Genomic DNA, 22,547 nt, shown 5'->3' with positions numbered 1-22,547 from the left:
AGAAATTAGGTCGATTATGTTATCGTTTTCATCCTATCATAGAACGTAGAATGGGAAGTGTCGAGGCTTTATCTTATGAATTCCAAAAGGAGTGTATATCCAAGATGATTACTCTTACTTCGCGTTCAGCCGCCGTCCCCCTTAAGCAAGTGAAACTGACGGATCCTTTCTGGTCCCGTTACATAGAACTGGTAAGGGAAGTGGTGATCCCATACCAATATGAAGCTCTCCATGATCGAATTCCGGGTGTGGAACCGAGTTATGGCGTGTCTAATTTTCGAATTGCTGCCGGCAGGGAGGAGGGTGAATACGGCGGCATGGTGTTTCAGGACAGCGATGTCGCCAAATGGCTTGAGGCTGCGGCTTATTCGCTTGCCATTCATCCGGATCCGAAGCTGGAGGAGCAGGTGGATGAGCTGATCGATCTTGTGGCCGCTGCCCAGCAGCCGGATGGTTATCTGAATACGTACTTTACGGTGAAGGAGCCGGAGAAGCGCTGGACCAATCTGACGGATTGCCACGAGCTGTACTGCGCCGGCCATATGATTGAAGCTGGAGTTGCGCATTACCGGGCGACAGGCAAGCGGAAGCTGCTGGATGTGGTGTGCCGCTTGGCGGATTATATCGATACCGTTTTTGGACCCGAGGATGGCAAAATCCATGGATTCGACGGCCATCAGGAGATTGAGCTGGCACTGGTCAAATTGTACGAGGTGACTCAGGAACCGAGATATTTGAGTCTGAGTCAGTATTTCATAGATGAGCGTGGGACTGAACCCCATTTCTTCCTTCAGGAGTGGGAACAGCGCGGGAAGAAGTCATTCTACCCCTCGGTACTGCATCCGCCGCATTTGGCTTATCATCAGAGCCACCTGCCGGTCAGGGAACAGAAGGAGGCGGTTGGGCATTCGGTTCGTGCCGTTTACATGTACACGGCGATGGCGGATTTAGCTGCCAGAACGAAAGACCCTGCTCTGCTTGAGGCTTGCGTTAATCTGTGGCATAACATAGTACGCAAACAGATGTACATTACCGGGGGGATCGGCTCCACTCATCACGGCGAGGCGTTTACCACGGACTATGATCTGCCGAACGATACCGTATACTCGGAGACCTGCGCATCCATTGGGCTGATCTTTTTTGCCCAGCGCATGCTGCAGCTGTCACCCAAATCGGAGTATGCGGACGTAATGGAGCGTGCGTTGTTCAACACGGTCATTGGCAGCATGGCTCAGGACGGGCGGCATTTCTTCTATGTGAATCCGCTTGAGGTATGGCCTACCGCCTGCCGCCATAATCCAGGCAAATTCCATGTGAAGCCGGTTCGGCCGGGATGGTTCGCCTGCGCTTGCTGCCCGCCAAATGTGGCGAGATTGCTGTCGTCGCTGGGTGAATACGTGTATACGATGAATGACGACACGCTGTATACCCATCTGTACATCGGCGGCGAAGCGGAGGTCCGGTTTGGGGACGTGCCGGTGAAGGTAACCCAGACCAGCGCGCTGCCGTGGGACGGGAATGTTATGCTTACGATTCAGCCTGAGCAGGCAGTCGAGTGGACCGTCGCTCTCCGCATTCCGGATTGGTCGCAGGGCAAAGCCGTTATGCGGGTGAACGGGCAAAAGGTGATCGTGGAGGATATTACCGAAGACGGCTATGCCTACGTGAAGAGAGTGTGGGCGCCGGGAGACACGGTGGAACTGGCATTCTCCATGGAGATTCATCAAGTAAGAGCTAATCCCAATATACGGGAGAATGCCGGCAGGGCCGCGATTCAGCGGGGACCGCTAGTATACTGCCTGGAGAGCGTCGATCATGGAGCGCCGGTATCCTCGCTGTCGCTCGCAGGCGATCCGAAGCTTCATACCCGATTCGACCCGGATTTTCTCGGCGGTGCCGTTATCATTGAAGGGGATGGGTGGCTTGAAGAGTCTGATGATTGGAGCGGTGAACTGTATCGTTCCTCTCCGAAAAAGAGGCTTACTGCGGCATTAAAGGCCATTCCATACTATTTATGGGGCAACCGTGGCGAGAATGAAATGGCCGTCTGGGTGCGCGAGCTGCCGCACACGGTATAAAGATCGTACCGTTGGCTCTCCGGATAGGGGGCTACAGAACACCAGCATACAGAGGATGCAATGGCAAAGTATTGACGATGCCGGTCGCATAACATGAAGGGCTTGCCCAAGGTCGATGGACCTCGGGCAAGCCCTTTTTTATCCGAATCGGCGCCTGCTTTTATAACAGCTTCTTGATATCCTCTTCAATTTTCTCCGGAGTATCGGTTGGTGCAAAGCGCTTGACCACCCTGCCGCTGCGGTCCACAAGGAACTTGGTGAAGTTCCATTTAATCGCTTTAATGCCCAATGCGCCGGGAGCTTCGCTCGTCAGATGCCGGTAGAGTGGATGAGCGTTCGTGCCATTCACATCAATCTTGGAGAATAGCGGGAAGGTGACGCCATGATTGAGCTTGCAGGCCTCCTCGATCGCGGAGTCCTCCTCCAGCTCTTGATTCATGAACTGACTGCTGGGGAAACCGAGAACGGCCAATCCTTGGTCGCGGTAAGTTTGGTGCAGCTTCTCCAGACCGTCGAATTGAGGGGCAAAGCCGCATTTGGTCGCTGTATTGACAATGAGCATGACGTCGCCTTCATAAGATTTGAGCGTTTGGGACTCGCCGCGTATCGTTTTTACTTCATATTCATAGATGGACATCGCCGTAGAACCTCCTCCAATGAGATGTATATACAATCAGAGTATATTCTTTCGCCATGGATTGCAATTTGCTAGAAACGGCAGCGGCAATTATATGCTATATGCATGACAAAAGCTGGAATGCAATACATGATGCGGAAATATAGAGAGTAAAATTTTGTATTTTAATCTGGACTAATTTAGGAGATATATGGTAGTAGTAGAATAAGTATTTAAGCAGATGAAACAAGAGGTACTGCTGAAACTATGTGTGGGAGGACTTTATGAGATTAAAAACACAAATGCTCAAAACGACGGTAACCAGCCTGCTCGCTTTTATGTTCATCGTCCTCATTGTCCTGGTTCCGAGGGATTTGAATCTGTCGCTGGACAGCAATTTGTGGGTGACGAATTATTCCTTTGATCTGGGTGAGTATGTTACGTATATTCGCGATTATTTTGCAAATGCCATTCAGAACGGGACGCTGGGGGAATCGCAGTATACCGGGCAGTCTTCGGAAGCCGCCGCTTTTGGAGCCGTCGGTAAAAGCCTGCTCGTTATTGTATCCGCTTTAATCATTGGATTCGTGTTCGGCATTCTGAAGGGAGTCCTTGACTACAAATTGTCCAAGACCAAATTCAATGTGCTGGGACACTGGACCACATGGCTGTTCCAATCCATTCCGGATTTTTTTCTGATGCTGATCGCCCAGTGGGTGCTCATTAAGTATGTTCCAGCTATCCGCTATTTTGCAGTTGACGGCTGGGAGGCCTTCGTGCTGCCTTCGCTGCTCGTGTCGATTTACCCGATTTTCTTCATTGCTCGAATCACTTCGGCTTCTCTGCTTGCACAGGAGGGAAAGTTATACATACTGCTGGCTAAAGCCAAGGGGCTTAGTGACCGGAAGGTCGTATACAAACATATGCTGCGCAACGGCATCGCGACCATCCTGACCCATCTTCCGGGCCTGCTCGTCTTCATATTGTCCAACCTGCTCGTCGTGGAATATTACCGCAACTATCCGGGAGCGGCATGGAGACTGTTTCAGGCGCTGGACTTCAACACGTTCAGCGGCACTGGGTCCAATTATGAGCCGGGGGTCATTATTTATATCACGTTTTCTTTCATGGTGCTGTTCATGATCGTTCAATGGATCAGTCAATCAGCACGCAAATACTTTGATCCACGATAAGAAATGAGGTGAGTCGACTTGAAGAATGTCCCTTTATGGATTGGCGGCACGCTGCTGGCCTTCTTTGTTTTTGTTATGCTGGCGGGGCCGTATATGCCCTTTATCGATAAAGAGTTGAAACAGGAAACCTCCAGATGGGTGATGAAGGACGGGAAGCAGAAGCTGACGCTTCCGCCCTTTAAACCTTCTTCGAAGAACTGGCTGGGATCGGATAAGAAGGGGGTCGATAACCTGAGCAAGCTCGTTGTGACCGCCAAGGATACGATCCTGCTTGTGCTGGGGATTACGGCTGTTCGATATGCGATAGGTGTGCCCCTGGGATTGATCGCTCGTAAGAAAAAAGGCTTCACCCACCGGTTCATTACCTTCTGGAACCAGCTGTGCTCCTATTTGCCGCCGGTCTTCGCCTCGGCCCTGCTGCTTGCGCTTCCGTTCTTTCTCTTCTCCCAGCAGCGGATGGGCTGGGCCATTCTAATTCTGGCCAGCGTTGAAGCCGGACGTGTTGCGATAACGATACAGCAGCAGGCCCACAAAATGGCAAGCGAGCCTTACATGGAGGCCGGAACCGCGTTAGGACTTCGCACGAGGACATTGACCAAGAATTATTATATTCCGGTTATGTTCCCCGAGGTGATCGTCAACTTCTGTTTGGATATGGGAAAGGTCATGCTGCTGCTTGGCCAACTTGCGATCGTGAACATCTTTCTTGGTCATGAGTGGAAGGAAGTTAATTATTATGTCATGGAATTTGTGGAGACCGGGTATAACTGGGCGACGATTCTGTCCAAGAATCGAGCGGATATATGGTTAGGAAAGTTCCAATTCGTTGTCTATCCCGCATTTGCGATGATGCTGCTAATCATCACGTTCAACCTGCTAGGCGAGGGCCTGCGCCGTCGTTATCAGGTTAAAGGCTGATCGGTACGTAGCCGTTAACGCGAAAAACCGGAAGGATGAGGACTTGCGCCAGGTGTTTTCCTACACATTAGGAGTGCTGGCGAAACCCATCCTTCCGGTCTTTTTTTGTTCAAATGCTGCTGCTTACCCTTTTACGGGAATATCCGGATGAGCCCAGACGGATACACTGCCGCCGTTCACCGGAAAAAGAGCGAAACCATCCTTGCCGATCGTTATGCGATCCTTCCGGGTGCGGGTCAGATCCACCCATACCTCTCCGGCTCGATGCTCGCCGACAAACATCCGCTTATCCCCGGCTTCGCCATTGGCAATGACCACCGCGCAGCCGGAGAACTCGATTTCCTGGATGCCGCGGCGAACCCAGCTTATCGTATTCGGATGGTCAAAATAATCATCCTGCTCGCCATACGCCCGATTCGCTCTGGCATAGAGCAGCGGGTCAATCGCTTCCCTTTTGCCGGGAATGGGCTTCTCGCCGCCGATTCCGTAATAATCGCCATAGAAGACGGAAGGATAACCGTCCTTTCGCAGCAGGATTAACGCATAAGCGCTCTGCTTGAACCAATCCTCCACCCAGGATTCCAGCGATTCCTGCGGCTGTGAGTCGTGGTTGTCCACAAACGTGACAGCATTCATCGGGTGCGATTGCACAAGCGTATCGTCAAAGATCGTCCGCAGGTCAAAGGAACGGCCGGCTTTGGAAGCTGCTTGGAGTTTATAGTGAAGAGACACGTCAAACAGATCGATCCTGTAATCCACCGTATCCAGAAAGTTTCGGCAGTCTTGAAGCTCGGGATTCCAGAACTCGCCCACGATGTAAAAATCATCTCCACGCTTTTTCTTCATGGCGGTGGCAAATTCTTTAATGAAGTCATGGTTAATATGCTTGATCGCATCCAGCCGGAAACCACTGCATTGCAGCGTATCTACCAGCCACTTGCCCCATGCCACCATTTCCTTGCGTACATCCGGATGACTGTAATCAATGTTGGCAAACATCAGGTAGTCGTAATTGCCGAATTCATTGTCAACGTTATCGCTCCATGATTTATTCTCGCCGACGATCCGGTAAATGCCTGAACGCTTGCTGATATCGTCGTAATCGGTACCGTTAAAATGCGTGAAATTCCATTGAAACGAGGAGTATTGATCCCCTCGGCCAGGAAAGGTGAATTTAGTCCAGCCTTCAATCTCGAATGGCTTGGATATATCCTTGGTCCGATCCATCTCGTCGACCTGCACAACCCGAAACCGCTCGGTTTCATCTGCGCCCGCCTTATGGTTCATGACCAGATCCACATAGACGGCAATCCCGTTCTTGTGGCAGGCTGCGATGGCATCGATCAATTCCTGTTTGGTTCCATACTTCGTGCGAACCGTTCCCTTCTGGTCGAACTCTCCCAGATCATACAGGTCGTATACGCCATAACCATTGTCCTCAGCGGACGATGCCTTCGTCACCGGAGGAATCCATACCGCATCGATCCCTGCCTTGCTCAGCTCCGGGGCTGCGTTCTTGAGTCGGTTCCAGTGCGAGCCATCGGCAGCAACATGCCATTCGAAGAATTGCATAATCGTATGATTTCGTTGCATACATCCATCTCCTCTATCATGATAGCTCTGCATGAATACTGCATACTAAGCTCAAATACCCAAGAAAGCAGGGGAGCTAAACCTTCCACCTGGAATTGGCGGACCGCCTACATTTAGTTTTACCCTAAAATGGAAAGAAAAAGACGGGGGTTCCTTGGGAGACTTGTTCATAGGGAGTCTTTGGCATGAGGGTGTTCACCAAGGAGTGGTTGATAGCCTTAGAAGATCCATCAAATGTGTGAAGAGGCAAATCAAAGCGGATACCTCCATGCCGCCTGGATAAGCTCCGGTAATAAGGAAGCAAGGGGAGGAAGATCCCGAAACCGGCGGCAACACACGCCCCCCCAGGCTGATCATGTACGAAAAAAACACCATCCCCTGCGCAAAAGTTCAACGCTAGGGATGGTGTTCGTTCCTTACACACTGGCTGCCTTCCGCTTACTTATGCCATGGCATAAGTAAGCAGGATCAGCAGCACGGTGGTGATGGACATGGCCAGCAGCGGCCGCCAGGCACCGTGTATATCCTTCAAGTGGACATTCAGGCCAAGCCCCACCATGGCCATGGCAAGAATGAAGGAGGCTGCCTGAGAAATCCAATCCTTGATTGGCAGGGGAATGATCGGTTGTCCGGTAAATTCCCAGCTTCCCAGTACACTCGCTGCCATGAAGCCCAGCAGGAACCAGGGAAACTCCATTCGTGTTTGACTCTGTAAACGACCGGTACGTTTCATCCAGACCATGAGCGCGATACTGAGCGGTACGAGTAGAAATACGCGCCCAAGCTTGGCAAGCAGACTAATCGCAAGGGCGTCCTCACCTGCCGGAGCAGCTGCCAGTGCCACATGGGCGATTTCATGAAGACTTACGCCAGACCACACGCCGTATTGAGTGTCTGTTAAAGGAAGCAGCGGCTGGACAAGGGTATATCCGATAGCAACGATGGTTCCAAGAAAGGCGATAAGCCCTGCTCCAAGCGCGGTGTCCTTCTCCTTCGCCTTGAGAATCGGGGATACGGCAGCAATAGCCGCCGCACCGCATACGCCGGTTCCAATGCCGAGCAGGAGGGACAGAGACATATCGGCCTTCAGCCATTTGGCAATCAGCAGGGTAAGCGCAATGGCAAATACAACGCTGATGACATCCCTCATCATTAAACCAAGGCCTTGCTGGAACACGATGCCGATATTCAGCTTTAAGCCATATAGTATGATCGCTACACGCAGCAGCCGCTTGGCCGTGAATTGGATTCCAATGCGAAGTCTCTCCGGGTAACCGCGCAACTGCCGGTATATCGCGGCGATGAGAATCGCCCATGCGAGCTGGCCAAGGTAGCCAAGGCCTGGCACGCTTGCTAATGCGTAACCGATGAGGGCGATGACAAAGGTAAAGGCAATGCCGCCTGCGGCTGCGGGCAGCGTATGCTGTGTCCATCGAACCAGGCGATGGACGTGTTCTTGTGATTTGGAATAAGCTGGCTCTGTCATATGATGTAACCTCCGATTCGTTCGGTTGGTCTGAACCCATCGTATCTCATTCCACTGGATAAGAAAAATAAATCATTATGATGATCATCATAAGTGATAAGTTATGATAATATAACTCATAACCATTTGTGGATATTGCAAACGAAGGAGGTCCAAAGGTGGATCCAACATTGGAGGTATTCGTTACGGTGGTAGAGAAGGGGAATTTTACCCGCGCGGCCGAGGAACTGCTGATGACACAGCCCGCGGTAAGCCAATATATCCAATCGCTCGAGCGGTCAGTTGGCACCAAGCTGCTGGAGCGAACCAATAAATATGTCCGGCTGACGAAAGCCGGAGAGATCGTGTATCACCATGCGAGGGACATTCTGGGTCTGTACACCCGCATGAACACGCTTGTGGACGATTTGATGCATCGGGCAAGCGGCAATTTGTCCATTGGCTCCAGTTACACCTTTGGGGAATATATGCTGCCGCATTTGATCGCTTATATGAGGGAACATTATCCCTTGATCCGCCCATCGATTATGATCGGGAACACCACGGAGGTGGGGGAGATGATACTGCGCCATGAGGCGGATATCGGCATCGTGGAGGGGGATTATCAGGATGATAAGCTGCATATCGAGGCCTTTGCTGAGGATGAAATGGTGGTGATGGTTCCCCGGGGCGGGCGCTATGACCATCTGCAAGAGCTATCGCTCTCCGAACTTGCGGATGAGACCTGGATTGTCAGAGAAGCTGGATCAGGCACCCGCGCGGCAACGGAGCGGATGTTCTCACGGTATCATATTCACCCTCAGCATATCGTGGAGTTTGGAAGCACCCAGCTGATCAAGGAATCCGTGGAGGCAGGCCTTGGCGTCACGCTGCTGTCGCGATGGGCGGTGCGTAAGGAGGTTCAGCTCGGAACACTTCATATGCTGCTACCGAACGGCAAGCCGGTGGCCCGGCAGTTCTCGTGGATTACACAGAAGACACCTTATCATACCAAGGCGGTTGAGGTATTTCTCGAGCTTCTGCATCATAAACGCGGTTTCCCCAAGGGAGTCTAAAGGAAGAGAACGATCTCGGTGCAAGAACATCCCGGTTTTAGGGGATGTTTTTTTGTTCGGGCATGATTACAAACGCCGTAAATGGTTAAAAATAGATACTAAAATCCTTAGAATAACAAACCATGTAACGAATGATGTGAAAATCGGACGCAAGGGGGTGTTAAGCGATGAGAACATTTAATACAATTGCTTTGCTGTTATTGATTATTGGGGGCATTAACTGGCTTTTGGTCGGCCTGTTTCAATACGACCTGGTAGCTGCATTATTTGGAGGACAGAGCTCCGCAGGGTCCCGTATTATCTATACGATTGTCGGTCTGTGTGCATTGTACTCGATCCGCTTCTTTGGTGATGTTACGAATGACGACCGAAAGACAGCTAGATGAGTTACATTTAATAACATATAGATGACATAAATAAAGAGAGATATCGATTCTCTCCTAGATGAAAAAAGCCGTTCCGTGTTCAGGAATGGCTTTTTTTGTGTGCAAATTCTAAGATGGTCAATGAATTGTAAACCTCATGTAAGGTGCAAGATCAACATATACAGTATGAAATTTCCAGTGTTTATGAGGCTTTGTATGCTCTATAGTTAAAGATAAAAACGACATATTTACGGAGTTCGGAAGGAACTCCTAGAATAAAGCCAAGCCATTGCAGCGAAATAATCGGAAGTTAACAACATGGCAGAAAACATTACATATTATCTGTCGTCAGCCTCTTTTTTTGCGTAAGTAGTGAAAAAGGACTCCTTCACGATAAGGAAAGAGTCCGGAACGAATAGCGAAATAAAGACACACTGAAGGGGAGTGAGGCTGTTAGGCTCAGGCAAGTTTCTGCTTCCTTTAGGAGTGGAATGCTTTGTACATTGCATCCAGCAGGTTGTGTGTCGCATCACAGCTGTATTCCCAGAACATAATACCAGCCAAGCCTTGATCTTGTATATATTTGCATTTATGAGTTAGGGATTCGGCATCATCGTAAGTGATGAAGCTGCTGCCATCGAATAAAAAGGGCGCTTTGGCTTCATCGTCCCAGTACCGCTTATATGAAGGATTGTTAAAATACTCGGCTGCGAGCTGGGTATAGGTCGGACCGTAACTACCAGAAGATGGAGCTACCTGGAGGTAACCGTTATTGACATCCGGCACATCCTTCCACTTCCTGGAGTAGAATGCGGCGCCGATCACGATTTTTTCGCGCGGCACACCGGCTATGGTGAACAGGCGGACGGAAGCATCGACACTGATTCGGAACAGATCGCCGGTGGAGGTGTACAGGTTGGTGTGATGGCCCGTCATCGTCTGGAATCCGCCGCGCATGTCGTACGTCATCAGCTGAATGAAGTCGAGATAGGGGTGGATGTTATGGATCTCGGTGCCATCGATATAATATTGATCGGCTCCAGCCGCGATCGTGAGCAGATAGTGCTTCTTGCCCCGCCCGTACTGATCTAGTGTTTCCCGGAGCTTCTTCAGCAGCAGCGTGAAGTTCTCCTTGTCACTTGGCGATGCCGCCGTTCCGGCTATCGAGTAGCATGGATACTCCCAGTCCAGGTCAATGCCGTCGAATGGAAACTCTTGCAGCAGCTTGATCGCCGATTCGCACACGCTTTGTCTTCCTTCGGACGTGGCTGCCGCTTTCGAGAATCCGTCGGAGCCCCAGCCGCCAACGGACAACAGTATGGTTAATTCGGGATTGACGGCTTTCAAGCGTTGGATCTCGTGAATGGTGTTCGTATCGGTATACGTAATCTTGTCTTCATGGATATGGGCGAAAGCGATATTCAAGTGAGTGAGCCGCTTGGCATCTTCGGTCGTGATCGTGGATAAGACCTTGCGCCCTGCGTAGCCGGCTAAAATCCAGGAGGATGGCAACATGCGTAATACCTCATTTCTTTTAGAATATGTCAGTTTTGCTTTTACGGTTTATTTTTCCAACTTACGGTCAGATATGACATCTGTCAAGGATCATTCCATTGACCTGGATGACAATTTACCAGAGGGGAAGGGTCAAAAACCACATGTTTTCCTACCCGAAAACGACAATGACAAGAGTGGAAAGGACGTAAAAAGCCCGTCATACCAATGCATGAAGCCGTTTTCATTAGACCATTGAAAATGACATATTTACGGATAGTGCCGCGGTCCATACACTTGGTGTGTAAGCGTTAACATTTCTGAGGCGGGCGAAACGCCGCACGCTAAGGAGTGGTCAGGAAGGCTCTTTCTTTTACATTAAACAGGGGTGCTTTTCCGAAAAAAATGGCTGGATTTTCATTAGAAAAGGAGGGGGCAACCTATGCAGCAAGATGGTCAATCCGCCCTGTCGCAAAGCTTATCGGTTAACACGATGCCGAATCGTAAAAAAAATACATTATGGAGGAGGATGATTCGAAACTGGGAGTTGTATTTGTTTATAGCTCCGGCATTTCTGTATTTTGTCATTTTCCATTACGGCCCGATGTACGGGATCCAAATCGCCTTCAAAAACTTCATCCCGACGTTGGGAATAACGGGAAGCCCGTGGGTCGGATTCGACCACTTCGAACGCTTCTTTAACTCTTATTACTTCTGGGACTTGCTCTGGAATACCTTGAGCATCAGCTTGTATGAGCTAGCTATCGGGTTTCCGCTGCCCATCATTCTGGCACTGGCCTTCAATGAAGTGAAGGATTCATTCTTCAAGCGTACAGTACAGACCGTCACGTATGCACCGCATTTTATTTCGGTCGTTGTCATGTCCGGTATGATCATCACCTTCTTGTCCCCGTCGTCCGGCATGATTGTTAACTTTGTGGAAATGCTTGGCTTTCAGGCACCTCAATTCCTGACGGACCCTGCATGGTTCAAGACGGTGTATGTGCTGTCCGGGGTCTGGCAGAGTGCAGGCTGGGGTACCATTATATATCTCGCAGCCTTATCGGGTGTCGATCCTCAGCTGCATGAAGCAGCTGTCGTGGACGGAGCAAGCCGGTTCAAACGGATTCTGCACATCAACATCCCGGCGATTGTACCTACGATCACCATCCTGTTGATCCTGAACATGGGCAGCATTTTGGGCGTCGGATTCGAGAAGATCCTGCTGCTGCAGAACCCGCTGAATATGAGCTCTTCCGATGTCATCTCGACATTTGTTTATCGTTCCGGTCTGGTTGACGCACAGTACAGCTTCTCTACCGCCGTCGGATTGTTCAATTCGGTCATTAATGCGATTCTGCTGATTGCGGTGAACCAAATCGCTCGTCGCACCAGCGAAAACAGCCTGTGGTAGAAGGGGGAATAACATATGTCATCCACGGTAAGGGAAAGCAAAGGGGATAAATTATTCCTGCTATGCAACTACATCTATCTGACGATTGCGCTTGTCATCGTACTGTACCCGCTGCTGTACATTGTCAGCGCCTCCATCAGTGATCCGAAGTACGTAAGCTCAGGTGAAATGTGGTTGATTCCGAAAGGGATAACTTTTGATGGATATGCCCGGGTGTTTGAGAACGCCAACATTTGGATTGGCTACAAGAACACGATTATTTATACAGTGATCGGTACGATCGTGAATCTGATTGTTACGCTGCCTGCAGCCTATGCGCTCAGCCGTTCTGATTTTGTGGGCAGAGGATTTTTTATGGCGGTGTTTCTGGTTACGATGTTTTTCGGCGGGGGACTGATTCCGAGTTACCTGCTCGTTAAGGATCTTGGCATGGTCAACAGCATGTGGGCCCTAATTCTGCCGGGAGCTGCGTCCATATGGAATATTATTGTGTCCCGGACGTTCTTCCAATCGACCATTCCGAAGGAGCTTCAGGAAGCTGCCCATATCGACGGCTGTACGAACTTCCGGTTATTCATCAAAATCGTACTGCCGCTCTCGATGCCGATTATTGCTGTCATGGCACTCTTCTACGGAGTCGGTCACTGGAACAGTTATTTCAGTGCCATGATTTATCTGAATGATGCCGCGAAGTACCCGCTGCAGCTCTTCCTTCGTCAAATCCTGGTTCTTCAGGAGATGGCGGCACAGGGCGGCGGGGCGATTGACGCCTCATCCGCAGCAGCGATGAATTCCAAAGCGGAAATTGCTGCACTGGTCAAATATGCGGTCATTATCGTTGCGACACTTCCGGTTATTGCGGTTTACCCGTTCCTTCAACGTTACTTTGTGCAGGGTGTTATGATTGGTTCCGTTAAGGGCTGATCTTATACCATAAATCGACACCAAAAAAAGGGGAGTTGTTGTCATGAAAAAGCTTCGCAAGGCATCATCTATTTTACTCTGCCTCACCCTCTCAGCAACAATGCTTGCAGCCTGTGGTTCACCCAAAGGAGATGGCGCTGCTACGGCACCGTCCGGGACGGCCAGTACGGAAGGGGTAAAAAAGGAAGGTTTCCCGATTGTGGATGAGCCGATCACGCTGACGGTCATGTCACAGGATGCCGGTGTAGCCGATTGGAATACGATGCCCGTACTACAAGAGATGGAGAAATTGTCAGGCATCAAGCTGGAATATCAGCTTTCTCCGATTGACAGCTTTGAAACAAAAAAGAATCTGGTGTTCGCCAGCGGTGATTTGCCCGATATGTTTTACGCGGCCGACCTGAAGCCGGCTGAGCAGGTGACCTATGGTACCCAAGGAATCCTCATTCCGCTGGAGAAGTACATCGACGAGGGCTATGCACCGAACATCAAAAAGATATTTGATGAGAACCCGGATGTTCGCAAGTCCTTTACGACACCGGACGGACATATCTATGCCTTGCCATTCGTCGACAAGGCCGCCGTATGGTACAGAGGCCCGATGTGGTATAACGGCAAGTTCTTAAAAGCGCTCAACGTGTCCGAACCTAAGACAACAGAGGAACTATATACATTCTTGAAACGCGTTAAAGAAGAAGATCCTAACGGAAATGGAAAGAAAGACGAGATTCCGCTGACTTCGGTCAAGCTGGATGACCTGCGCATGTACTTCTTCGGCTTCTGGGGAATGTACAACGAAGGGATTTATTCCGACAAGGACGGAAAAGTTCACTATCCTTACCAGGAAGAAGGCTACAAAGGCTATCTGACGTTCATGAACCGTCTGTGGAAGGAAGAACTGCTGGATCATGAAACCTTCTCGCAAACAGGCGATCAGAAAAAAGCCAAGGGAGAAAACAATCAGCTGGCTCTGTTTAACGACTACCATGCGTACTTCACGCTCGGTGGCGAACCTAGCAGCGAGCATCCGCTCATGACGCCGGTGAAGAGTGAAATCGCCGATTCTCCTGTATACGGCATGCACCCTGGTATGTCGGCAAGAGGCACATTCGCCATTTCGAGCAGCAACCCGGCTCCGGAAGCTACCATGCGCTGGATTGATTATCTGTACAGCTATGAAGGCGCTACACTGTTTAACCAAGGGCCTGAAGGCACGTTGTGGAAATTCAAGGATGAGGCAAACCGCGTGAAAGAATGGCTCCCGGTGCCAGGCGGCGGGGATCGTGAGGAGTATCGCGGCAAAATCACACCGAACTACGGTATTTTGACACCAGGCGTCAATGATCCGGATGTTGCAAAAGGTCTTCGTACCGAATTCGATGAGTGGATCGATCAGCAGAATCAAGAGAAGCTGGTGCCAATCGGCAAATCGCCATTCCCTAACGTCTATTTGACGAATGAAGAGCAGAGCGAGGCAACTTCACTGTTGTCCGATTTGGAAACGTATGTGAAACAGATGGAAGCGAAATTCGTAACAGGCCAAGAGCCGCTTGAAAATTGGGATAAATACGTTGCACAAGTTAAGAAAATGGGCAGCGACCGTCTCGTCGAGCTTTACCAAGGCGCATATGATCGCTGGAACGCCGAGCAATAATCAGATGCATAGATGAAAAACAAAGAGCCAACGTATCCCGGTCGATCCATGACCGGGGGTTGGCTATTGTTTTTAGGGGCAGGCAAGCCTGTTCCTTGCGGTCTTCAAACCTATCGTTATCAACAAATGACTATTGGAGGTACACCATGTCGGAGAACAAGCTGGTAGAGGAAGAGCAAGCAGTAGTGGAGCAGGGCGTGCACAATTTCAGCAGTGAGGACAAATGGGTCAAGCCGGAGGATCCACTGCTCTTGGAGCGTCTGGAATGGTTCAAAGACCAGAAGCTGGGCCTGATGATGCATTGGGGACCGTATTCCCAGTTGGGTCTTGTCGAATCATGGGCACTGAGCGATAAAGACGCGGATTGGTCACGTGACGGCATTGACTGGGATATCGATGCGGAGGAGCTTAAGCGGCAGTATTTTGATCTGAACAAGACCTTCAACCCGCTTCGCTTTCAGCCTGATCTATGGGCTGACCTGGCAGCCGATAACGGCTTCAAATATTTGAACTTTACCACCAAGCATCATGACGGGTTCTGCATGTGGGACACGCATACGACCGACTACCGTGTAACGGGTCCAGACTGTCCGTTCCATATGCATAAACACGCCGATATCACGAAGGAGCTGTTCGAGGCATTTCGTGCCAAAGGGCTCGGCATCTCCGCCTATTTCTCGAAGGCCGATTGGCATACGCCATACTACTGGGCGCCTGGAATGGAGGCGGGAAGCTTTACGTCACGCGGTCCTAGCTATGACCCGAAGAAATACCCGTGGCTGTGGGAACAGTTTGTCCAGTTTACCCATGAGCAGATCATGGAGCTGATGACCCGTTACGGCCGCATTGATGTACTGTGGCTGGATGCAGGCTGGGTGAACGATTATCGTGATCAGAATATCCGCCTGGGTGAAGTGGTAGAGAAAGCGCGTGAGATTCAGCCTTGGCTCCTCTCGGCGGACCGCACGGTCGGCGGGCCTTACGAGAATCTGATTACGCCGGAGCAGACCCTCCCTGAGCGTGCTCTTCATGTGCCTTGGGAGAGCTGTATCACGATGGGAACTTCCTTCTCTTTCCGCTACGAGGATCGTTATAAAACGGTGCGTCAGCTCATTCATCTGCTGGTCGAGATCGTGGCCAAAGGCGGAAATCTAGCGCTCAATGTGGGTCCGCAGCCGGACGGTAGGCTGCCCGAGACGGCTATTTCACGAATGAAGGGCATGGGGGCATGGCTGAAAGTCTATGGAGAGGCGATCTATGGCACGCGTATCTGCGAGCCGTATTCCTCCGGGGCCGTCCAGTTTACCCAAAAAGACGATACGACCTATGCCATCTATCTGTATCGAAATGAGCAAGAAGCCGTCCCTGAGGAGCTGCACATTCCGATTCAGACGGCGTTCAGCCGCATTGATCTCGTCGGGGGTCAGGAGGCGCTCGATTATCGCCGCACGGACGATGGCGTTGCGGTCCGTCTTCCGGATCAGGAACGTCAGGGACCGGCCCCGATTGCGCATGTGTTGCGGTTTCGTTAAGAGACGGGTTGTATAAACGTATTTTTCACTTACAAGGACATCAAAAAGAGGTGTGGACAGATATGCAGAAATGGTTCGAAGAAGCCAAGCTGGGCATCTTCATTCACTATGGCATTTATGCCGTGGACGGAGTCTCGGAATCCTGGTCCTTCTACAATGGGAGGATCACTTACGACGAGTACATGAAACAGTTGGACGGTTTTACGGCATCGAAATTCAATGCGGAGAAATGGGCGGATTTGATCGAGAAATCCGGTGCCCGGTATGCCGTGCTGACAACGAAGCACCATGACGGTGTTGCGCTGTGGGATACGCAGTACAGCGATCTCAACGTGGTCAAGCGGACACCGGCCAATCGAGACATCGTGCGGGAGTATGCCGAAGCGATCAGGGAGAAGGGGATTCACCTGGGCATGTACTTCTCTCTGATTGATTGGTCGCATCCGGATTATCCGAGTGTGTTCGAAGGAGGCAAGGTGCCGGAGGATCTCAGCAGCGTCAACCCGCACACCAGTCCCGTGGACGGTGTTCAGGATGAGGAGAAATGGCAGAAATTTCTGGAGTTTAATAACAACCAGCTGCGGGAGATCCTGACGAATTACGGGAAAGTGGATCTGCTGTGGTTCGATGGCGATTGGGAGCGAAGTGCCGAGCAGTGGAATCTGCCGGAGTTCAAGCATTACCTGCAATCCTTCAATCCGGATATCATCATCAACTCACGGCTGCAGGGCCACGGTGATTATAAAACGCCGGAGCAGGGCATTCCGATCACGAGACCGGAGGGACCGTGGGAATTCTGCACAACGATCAACAGCTCATGGGGCTACGTGCCGACCGATCATAAATACAAATCCTTGAACCAGATCATTCGGATGTTCTGCGACTGCATCTCGATGGGCGGCAATATGCTGCTGGATATCGGTCCGCGCGAAGACGGCACCATCGATCAAAGGCAGGAGGACATCCTGCTTGGGCTGGGAGCATGGATCCGGACCCATGAAGAGGCTGTATTCGGAACGGGTGAAGGCATTATGACCCGCTATTATCTGGGGGGAAGCACGATTTCCGAGGACAGAAAGACACTGTACCTGTTTGTCTATGACGCTCCGAAAGAGAATGTGTGCATTAAGGGGCTGTGCAACCCGATCAAGAAGATTACTGTGCTGCATTCGGGCAAGGAGCTTACCCACGAGATTCATGGGGGCGTGCCTTGGTTCAACATCCCGGGGACGACGTGGATCAAGATGACTCCTGAAGACGCGCATGAGCAGGTGACGGTTCTTAAGCTGGAGTTTGACGAGGAGCTGGAGATGTACGGCGGCTCGGGAGCTGTTGTCACGCATAACTAACCATCACAGGGAGGGACGCGCTAGATAAGTGCTTAGCCTCCCTCATGAAGCGGAGAGAATGACATGAACAGAAGTGGAGTGCCGGAGCCGAGGATTGAGTATGCTCCTAAGCATTATTTATGCAAGCGTGCGGGGCAGCCGCTCGTGCTGGATGGCCGCGTGGATAAGGCATTCTGGGATGCGGCGGAGTGGACCGACGATTTCGTTGATATCGAAGGGGATCTTCGTCCGAAGCCGGGGAAACGGACTCGGGTCAAAATGCTGTGGGACGACGATTATTTTTATTTTGCCGCCGAGCTGATCGAGGATCAGATATGGGCGACATTTACTGAACGCGATTCGGTTATTTTCTATGATAATGACTTTGAAATATTCATTGATCCGGACGGAGACAGCCATCAATATTATGAATTCGAAATTAATGCCTTGAACACGGTGTGGGACTTGCTGCTCGTGAAACCGTACCGGGATGGCGGACCTCCGGTTAACGGCTGGGATATCAGCGGTCTTAAGACGGCGGTATTTATCGATGGGGAGCTGAACCGTCCTGGCGCTGACAACCGGAAATGGAGCGTGGAGGTGGCGATTCCTTGGACCAGTCTCAAGGAATGTGCCGAAGGTGGCCGCCGCCCTGCGCCGGGTGAGTTCTGGCGCGTCAACTTCTCGCGCGTGGAATGGCAGACCGAGGTACAAGACGGCGAGTACCGTAAGGCGCTGAATCCGGAGACAGGCAAGCCTTTTCCGGAAGACAATTGGGTATGGTCGCCTATGGGCATCATCAATATGCATTACCCTGAGCTGTGGGGTTACGTTGTGTTCGCGGGTGGCGAGGAGCAACAGCCGTTTACGCTTCCGGAAGACGAACGGATCAAATGGGAGCTGCGCAGACTCTATTACCGGCAGCGTAATTACTATGAAGCCCATGGTGAATTTACGCAGGACATGAAGCAGCTCATGGGCGAGGATGCATGGAGCATCCAGCCTGTGATTGAAACGACTCGCAGCCTGTTCCAGATTAGCGCGCCTTCATCGGACGGCACGGCTCTAATCTGCATTCGGGAAGACGGAAAGCTATGGAGGGAGTGAACGCTAGGATGACCAGCCAAACCGCGGTGTTCTCGCTGGATTCGCAGATACGGGAGCGGATCGAGCAAAAGTTTCAGGAGAAGATCATCTTTGCGGAAGCGCGCAAAGATAAGCTGTTTCATGTTTTGGAGCAGGAACTGACCGATGAAGAGATTTGGGCCCTGAAATATTTGTTTGCTTACATGCCGGTGAACGACATGGCCGACTATGATGGAGAATTGTTCTTGAATCATGTGCGCCAAGCCCTGGACATCCGTAAGCGCGTGCCTTGGGGCGAGCGCGTGCCGGATCATCTGTTCCTGCATTTTGTGCTTCCTTACCGGGTTAATACGGAGAATATTGAGGATTACCGCGGTATTCTCTACAACGAATTGGCCGAACGGACGGCGAAGTTATCGATGGCGGATGCCATTCTGGAAACCAATTATTGGTGCCATGAGAAGGCGACCTACATCGGCAGCGATCTGCGAACCATTTCGCCGCTGACGATGGTCCGGAACGCACGCGGACGCTGTGGCGAGGAGTCCACGCTGGCGGTGGCCGCGCTTCGTAGCATCGGCATCCCCGCGCGTCAGGTCTATACGCCGCGCTGGGCTCATTGCGACAGCAACCATGCCTGGGTGGAAGCATGGGCGGACGGCCAGTGGTATTACATCGGGGCATGCGAACCGGAAGCCCGCTTGAATCAAGGCTGGTTCAGTCCGCCGGCACGCAGGGCGATGTTGATCAATACGCGAATTTTTGCCGATTACCCCGGTCCTGAGGATATTACCCTATGCGAAAAGGGGTTTACGGAGATTAATTTGCTGGAGAACTATGCACCGGCTCGCACCCTTTACGTGAGCGTGAAGGATAAGCAGGAAGTGCCTGTATCCGGCGCAAGCATTCGATTTGAGCTGTATAATATGGCTGAATTTTATCCGATTGCCGAAATCAAGACCGATGAGCAAGGGAAGGCTTCCTTTAAGACCGGTTATGGCGACCTCTTGGTTCGTGCGGTCAGCGGCGGCAAGTGGAGTGAAGTCCTGTTCAAGGCCGAGGACGGCGGACATATCGAACTTGTGCTTGATTCATCCGAACAGCCGTCAGGGATCGTGGATTTCGATATGGTTCCTCCACCGGAAGGAGAAGGGGACGCCGCGACGGCGTTATCCGAGGAGAAGACCCAGGCTCATAACCACCGTCTGGAGGAAGGGACGAAGGTCCGGACCGAATATGAGGGTACATTCCTGAGCGAAGAAGAGGCAACTGCACTGGCCCAGTCATTAGGACTGCCTCCGGAGCGGGTGTGGGACGTCCTTCGAAAAGCCAGAGGCAACAGCAAGGAAATCGCAGCGTTCCTGAAGGAGCATTCCGGCGATTACGGCGAGTGGCCGCTGCGGCTGCTGGAATCGCTGAACGAAAAGGATTTGATTGATACCTTCCGGCAAACGCTGGATGATCATCTGATGGGTGCCCTCTCACAGCGTGGACAGTGGGATGAGGATACCTTCGTGAAGTACATCCTGTGTCCGCGGGTTTCTTATGAAATGCTGGTCCCGTATCGCCGTGTATTCGTTGATGCCTTTACGGCGGAGGAGACTGCGGCATTCAGGAAGAATCCTTCTACGCTTGCCGGGCATTTGGAGCAGGGCTATGCCTATGCTGAGGACCTTCCCAACCTGAAGGGTAAGGGAAATCCGGCAGGCACGTACAGTCTCATGAAGGGAGACGAGCAGTCGCTGGACATTCTGTTTGTGGCTGTATGCCGCAGTCTGGGGATTCCCGCCCGACTGCATCCGAGCGAGCAGAAGCCGCAGTACTTACGTGATGGAAGTTGGGAAGATGCAGCCTTCCGTCTGGACTCCCCCCGGAATCAGGAGAGCTCAAGCTGGGGGATGCTGCAGCTCCTCAGGGATCCGGAGGTTTCGCAGGATACGCCGGCCGCATCCTATGCCGAGAACTTTACCTTCGCCCGCCTGGAAGACGGCGTGTACAAAACGCTGGTGTATCCTTATGGCAGCACCGATGTTTACGACGAGCCGTATGAGGTTGAGCCGGGTTCGTACCGTCTAACGTCGGGCATCCGGCTGAAGGACGGAACGGTAAGAGTGCGCTTCACGTACTTTACCGTTCGTGCCGGAGACACCACGCGCGTGGCGCTGACCTATCGTGAGACGGCGGTCGACATTCCGGTGCTGGGCAAACTGGCGCCGGGCAGTACGCTTACCCGATTAGACGGAACGGGAGCGGATCTTAAGGATCTTCTGGGAACCGAGGGCGCTATCGCTGCCTGGATCGAACCGGAGCGGGAGCCGACCAAGCATCTGCTCCGCGAGCTCAGCGAGTTGGCCGAGCCGCTGGATAAGCTGGACTTGCCGATTGTGCTGGTGATCGGGGATGCGGAATGGACGGCTTCCTTTGATCCGGCAAGCTATCCGAAGCTGCCGGCCCGCACCATTTTTGTACGGGATTCCAGTTACGCTTCCTTGTCGGGTTTCATCCCGAATCCTGCAGCCCATGAAGCCGGTTATCCTCATCTGTTCGCCCTGGACCGTCAGGATCAAATCCGTTATACGGCTTCCGGATACAAGATCGGCACCGGGAAGGAAGCCCTGCAGATTGCAACCGCGATATTACAACCCTAGAAGGGATCGGAGTGAAGAGTAATGACGAAGTATATTGTGGCGGGTTACGCCGTCGATTCGGTTCTTCCCGACATGACGCATGAGGATCTATCGAAGTTGACGCATTTGAACGTGGCTTTCGGCCATGTCAAGAACGATGAAATCACGACCGAGCATCTGAAGAATGGCGAGGTTGTCCGGAACATCAAACGGGACCACCCGGATCTTACGGTGCTGCTGTCCGTTGGCGGCTGGAGCGCTGGTGGTTTTTCCGAAGCCGCTTCTACCGAGGGCGGAAGGGACCGCATGGCCGCATCCGCCATACGGGTGCTGGAGGAATATCCTTTTGACGGTATCGATCTGGACTGGGAGTATCCATGTTATGGTGAAGCCGACATAGGGTCGAGTCCGGATGATAAACGGAATTTCACCCTGCTGCTGAAGACGATCCGGAAGGCGTTGGATGCTAAGGGCTCCCGGGATGGCCGGCATTACCTGCTCACGATTGCGGCAGGGGCTGACCAATACTATGTAGACGGCACGGAGATGGCCGAGGTACAGCAGTACCTGGATTTTGTCCAGTTGATGACCTATGATATGCGAGGCGGGTTTCAGGTCCTGACCGGACATCATACGAATCTGTACACGTCAACCGGAGATCTGTTCCGAATCAGCACGGATGCTTCCGTGAACCTGTTCGTTCGCGCCGGCGTCCCGAAGGAGAAGATAGTCATCGGTGCCGCATTTTACTCCCGTGTATGGAACGAGGTGCCGGATCGAAACCATGGCCTTCACCAAATGGCTGGCAGCACAGGCGGCTATGGTCCGGCCTTTGCCGAGCTGGCTGCGGAGTACATCAACAAGAACGGCTACATTCGTTATTGGGACGAGGAAGCCTGTGCGCCGTACCTTTTTAACGGCTCCAGCTTGATTTCTTATGACGATGAGGAATCGATTCAGTGCAAATGCAATTATGTGAAAGAACAAGGCTTGGCCGGGATCATGTTCTGGGAATATGGATGCGACCCGACCCATCGCCTGCTGGGCGCTATGCAACAAGGACTTCAAAGCATCTCGGCCGGGAAATAGGAACAGCTGGCGGTCGCGGTGGATCTGATAACTCGGATGAGTTTAAAACATACGAAAACCTCCCCTGTACGGTACGGTTCAGGGGAGGTTTCTAT

Annotated in this window: 17 protein-coding genes; 13 read left to right on the top strand and 4 right to left on the bottom strand. The window is 51.8% G+C overall.

Going from position 1 to position 22,547, the window contains the following annotated elements; all coding sequences use genetic code 11:
* Positions 1 to 104 precede the first annotated feature (104 nt).
* Positions 105 to 2,078, top strand: coding sequence for a glycoside hydrolase family 127 protein (locus AB4124_RS13500; RefSeq protein WP_441973159.1), 1,974 nt, complete (start codon positions 105 to 107; stop codon positions 2,076 to 2,078).
* Between the two features lie 160 nt (positions 2,079 to 2,238).
* On the opposite strand, the gene AB4124_RS13495 is transcribed toward AB4124_RS13500, so the two are convergent.
* Entirely contained in the window at positions 2,239 to 2,715 is a 477-nt protein-coding gene (locus AB4124_RS13495; RefSeq protein ID WP_339268689.1) for a glutathione peroxidase, read from the bottom strand.
* Positions 2,716 to 2,978: 263 nt separating this feature from the next.
* Here AB4124_RS13495 and AB4124_RS13490 point away from each other — a divergent pair, with 263 nt between their 5' ends.
* Entirely contained in the window at positions 2,979 to 3,887 is a 909-nt protein-coding gene (locus AB4124_RS13490; RefSeq protein ID WP_339268687.1) for an ABC transporter permease, read from the top strand.
* Positions 3,888 to 3,905: 18 nt separating this feature from the next.
* Positions 3,906 to 4,805, top strand: a complete 900-nt coding sequence (locus AB4124_RS13485; protein ID WP_339268685.1) for an ABC transporter permease subunit — start codon at positions 3,906 to 3,908, stop codon at positions 4,803 to 4,805.
* A gap of 123 nt (positions 4,806 to 4,928) precedes the next feature.
* Here the strand turns inward: AB4124_RS13485 and AB4124_RS13480 are convergent, their stop codons facing one another.
* Together AB4124_RS13480 and AB4124_RS13475 are read right to left on the bottom strand one after the other, a co-directional pair.
* Positions 4,929 to 6,398: an alpha-amylase gene (locus AB4124_RS13480; RefSeq protein ID WP_441973158.1), complete on the bottom strand. Its 1,470-nt coding sequence runs from the start codon at positions 6,396 to 6,398 to the stop codon at positions 4,929 to 4,931.
* Positions 6,399 to 6,840: 442 nt separating this feature from the next.
* Positions 6,841 to 7,884 (bottom strand): YeiH family protein, encoded by a 1,044-nt coding sequence (locus AB4124_RS13475; protein WP_441973157.1) that lies wholly within the window; start codon positions 7,882 to 7,884, stop codon positions 6,841 to 6,843.
* 158 nt (positions 7,885 to 8,042) lie between these two features.
* On the opposite strand from AB4124_RS13475, the gene AB4124_RS13470 reads away from it, so the two are divergent.
* Positions 8,043 to 8,939 (top strand): LysR family transcriptional regulator, encoded by an 897-nt coding sequence (locus AB4124_RS13470; protein WP_441973156.1) that lies wholly within the window; start codon positions 8,043 to 8,045, stop codon positions 8,937 to 8,939.
* Positions 8,940 to 9,106: 167 nt separating this feature from the next.
* Positions 9,107 to 9,325: a DUF378 domain-containing protein gene (locus AB4124_RS13465; protein WP_339268677.1), complete on the top strand. Its 219-nt coding sequence runs from the start codon at positions 9,107 to 9,109 to the stop codon at positions 9,323 to 9,325.
* 459 nt (positions 9,326 to 9,784) lie between these two features.
* Here the strand turns inward: AB4124_RS13465 and AB4124_RS13460 are convergent, their stop codons facing one another.
* Positions 9,785 to 10,819 carry a glycoside hydrolase family 18 protein gene (locus AB4124_RS13460; RefSeq protein ID WP_430109070.1) on the bottom strand — a complete coding sequence of 345 codons (1,035 nt, stop codon included), beginning with the start codon at positions 10,817 to 10,819 and terminating at the stop codon, positions 9,785 to 9,787.
* Between the two features lie 421 nt (positions 10,820 to 11,240).
* Between AB4124_RS13460 and AB4124_RS13455 the strand changes: the two genes are divergently transcribed.
* The 8 genes from AB4124_RS13455 to AB4124_RS13420 all read left to right on the top strand — a co-directional run bounded on the left by AB4124_RS13455 (position 11,241) and on the right by AB4124_RS13420 (position 22,452).
* Positions 11,241 to 12,212: an ABC transporter permease gene (locus tag AB4124_RS13455; RefSeq protein WP_339291926.1), complete on the top strand. Its 972-nt coding sequence runs from the start codon at positions 11,241 to 11,243 to the stop codon at positions 12,210 to 12,212.
* Positions 12,213 to 12,227: 15 nt separating this feature from the next.
* Positions 12,228 to 13,136, top strand: coding sequence for a carbohydrate ABC transporter permease (locus tag AB4124_RS13450; protein ID WP_098749345.1), 909 nt, complete (start codon positions 12,228 to 12,230; stop codon positions 13,134 to 13,136).
* Between the two features lie 43 nt (positions 13,137 to 13,179).
* Entirely contained in the window at positions 13,180 to 14,790 is a 1,611-nt protein-coding gene (locus tag AB4124_RS13445) for an extracellular solute-binding protein (protein WP_076323855.1), read from the top strand.
* A gap of 146 nt (positions 14,791 to 14,936) precedes the next feature.
* Positions 14,937 to 16,322, top strand: coding sequence for an alpha-L-fucosidase (locus AB4124_RS13440; protein ID WP_430128628.1), 1,386 nt, complete (start codon positions 14,937 to 14,939; stop codon positions 16,320 to 16,322).
* Positions 16,323 to 16,384: 62 nt separating this feature from the next.
* On the top strand, positions 16,385 to 17,671 hold the full coding sequence (locus AB4124_RS13435; protein ID WP_379410278.1) for an alpha-L-fucosidase: 1,287 nt from the start codon (positions 16,385 to 16,387) through the stop codon (positions 17,669 to 17,671).
* Between the two features lie 63 nt (positions 17,672 to 17,734).
* Entirely contained in the window at positions 17,735 to 18,757 is a 1,023-nt protein-coding gene (locus AB4124_RS13430) for a carbohydrate-binding family 9-like protein (RefSeq protein ID WP_441973155.1), read from the top strand.
* Between the two features lie 8 nt (positions 18,758 to 18,765).
* On the top strand, positions 18,766 to 21,384 hold the full coding sequence (locus AB4124_RS13425; protein ID WP_441973154.1) for a transglutaminase domain-containing protein: 2,619 nt from the start codon (positions 18,766 to 18,768) through the stop codon (positions 21,382 to 21,384).
* 21 nt (positions 21,385 to 21,405) lie between these two features.
* Positions 21,406 to 22,452 (top strand): glycoside hydrolase family 18 protein, encoded by a 1,047-nt coding sequence (locus AB4124_RS13420; RefSeq protein WP_441973153.1) that lies wholly within the window; start codon positions 21,406 to 21,408, stop codon positions 22,450 to 22,452.
* Positions 22,453 to 22,547 lie beyond the last annotated feature (95 nt).

Origin of the sequence: Paenibacillus sp. 2KB_20, assembly GCF_052115765.1 — a bacterium.
Taxonomy (GTDB): Bacteria; Bacillota; Bacilli; order Paenibacillales; family Paenibacillaceae; genus Paenibacillus_AQ.
This window is presented reverse-complemented; position numbering and strand designations above follow the sequence as displayed.

Excerpts from the sequence above, each read along its gene's own strand:
- AB4124_RS13500 (WP_441973159.1), top strand. The coding sequence starts at position 105 with ATGATTACTCTTACTTCGCGTTCAGCCGCCGTCCCCCTTAAGCAAGTG.
- AB4124_RS13495 (WP_339268689.1), bottom strand. The coding sequence starts at position 2,715 with ATGTCCATCTATGAATATGAAGTAAAAACGATACGCGGCGAGTCCCAA.
- AB4124_RS13490 (WP_339268687.1), top strand. The coding sequence starts at position 2,979 with ATGAGATTAAAAACACAAATGCTCAAAACGACGGTAACCAGCCTGCTC.
- AB4124_RS13480 (WP_441973158.1), bottom strand. The coding sequence starts at position 6,398 with ATGCAACGAAATCATACGATTATGCAATTCTTCGAATGGCATGTTGCT.
- AB4124_RS13475 (WP_441973157.1), bottom strand. The coding sequence starts at position 7,884 with ATGACAGAGCCAGCTTATTCCAAATCACAAGAACACGTCCATCGCCTG.
- AB4124_RS13465 (WP_339268677.1), top strand. The coding sequence starts at position 9,107 with ATGAGAACATTTAATACAATTGCTTTGCTGTTATTGATTATTGGGGGC.
- AB4124_RS13460 (WP_430109070.1), bottom strand. The coding sequence starts at position 10,819 with ATGTTGCCATCCTCCTGGATTTTAGCCGGCTACGCAGGGCGCAAGGTC.
- AB4124_RS13455 (WP_339291926.1), top strand. The coding sequence starts at position 11,241 with ATGCAGCAAGATGGTCAATCCGCCCTGTCGCAAAGCTTATCGGTTAAC.
- AB4124_RS13450 (WP_098749345.1), top strand. The coding sequence starts at position 12,228 with ATGTCATCCACGGTAAGGGAAAGCAAAGGGGATAAATTATTCCTGCTA.
- AB4124_RS13445 (WP_076323855.1), top strand. The coding sequence starts at position 13,180 with ATGAAAAAGCTTCGCAAGGCATCATCTATTTTACTCTGCCTCACCCTC.
- AB4124_RS13440 (WP_430128628.1), top strand. The coding sequence starts at position 14,937 with ATGTCGGAGAACAAGCTGGTAGAGGAAGAGCAAGCAGTAGTGGAGCAG.
- AB4124_RS13435 (WP_379410278.1), top strand. The coding sequence starts at position 16,385 with ATGCAGAAATGGTTCGAAGAAGCCAAGCTGGGCATCTTCATTCACTAT.
- AB4124_RS13430 (WP_441973155.1), top strand. The coding sequence starts at position 17,735 with ATGAACAGAAGTGGAGTGCCGGAGCCGAGGATTGAGTATGCTCCTAAG.
- AB4124_RS13425 (WP_441973154.1), top strand. The coding sequence starts at position 18,766 with ATGACCAGCCAAACCGCGGTGTTCTCGCTGGATTCGCAGATACGGGAG.
- AB4124_RS13420 (WP_441973153.1), top strand. The coding sequence starts at position 21,406 with ATGACGAAGTATATTGTGGCGGGTTACGCCGTCGATTCGGTTCTTCCC.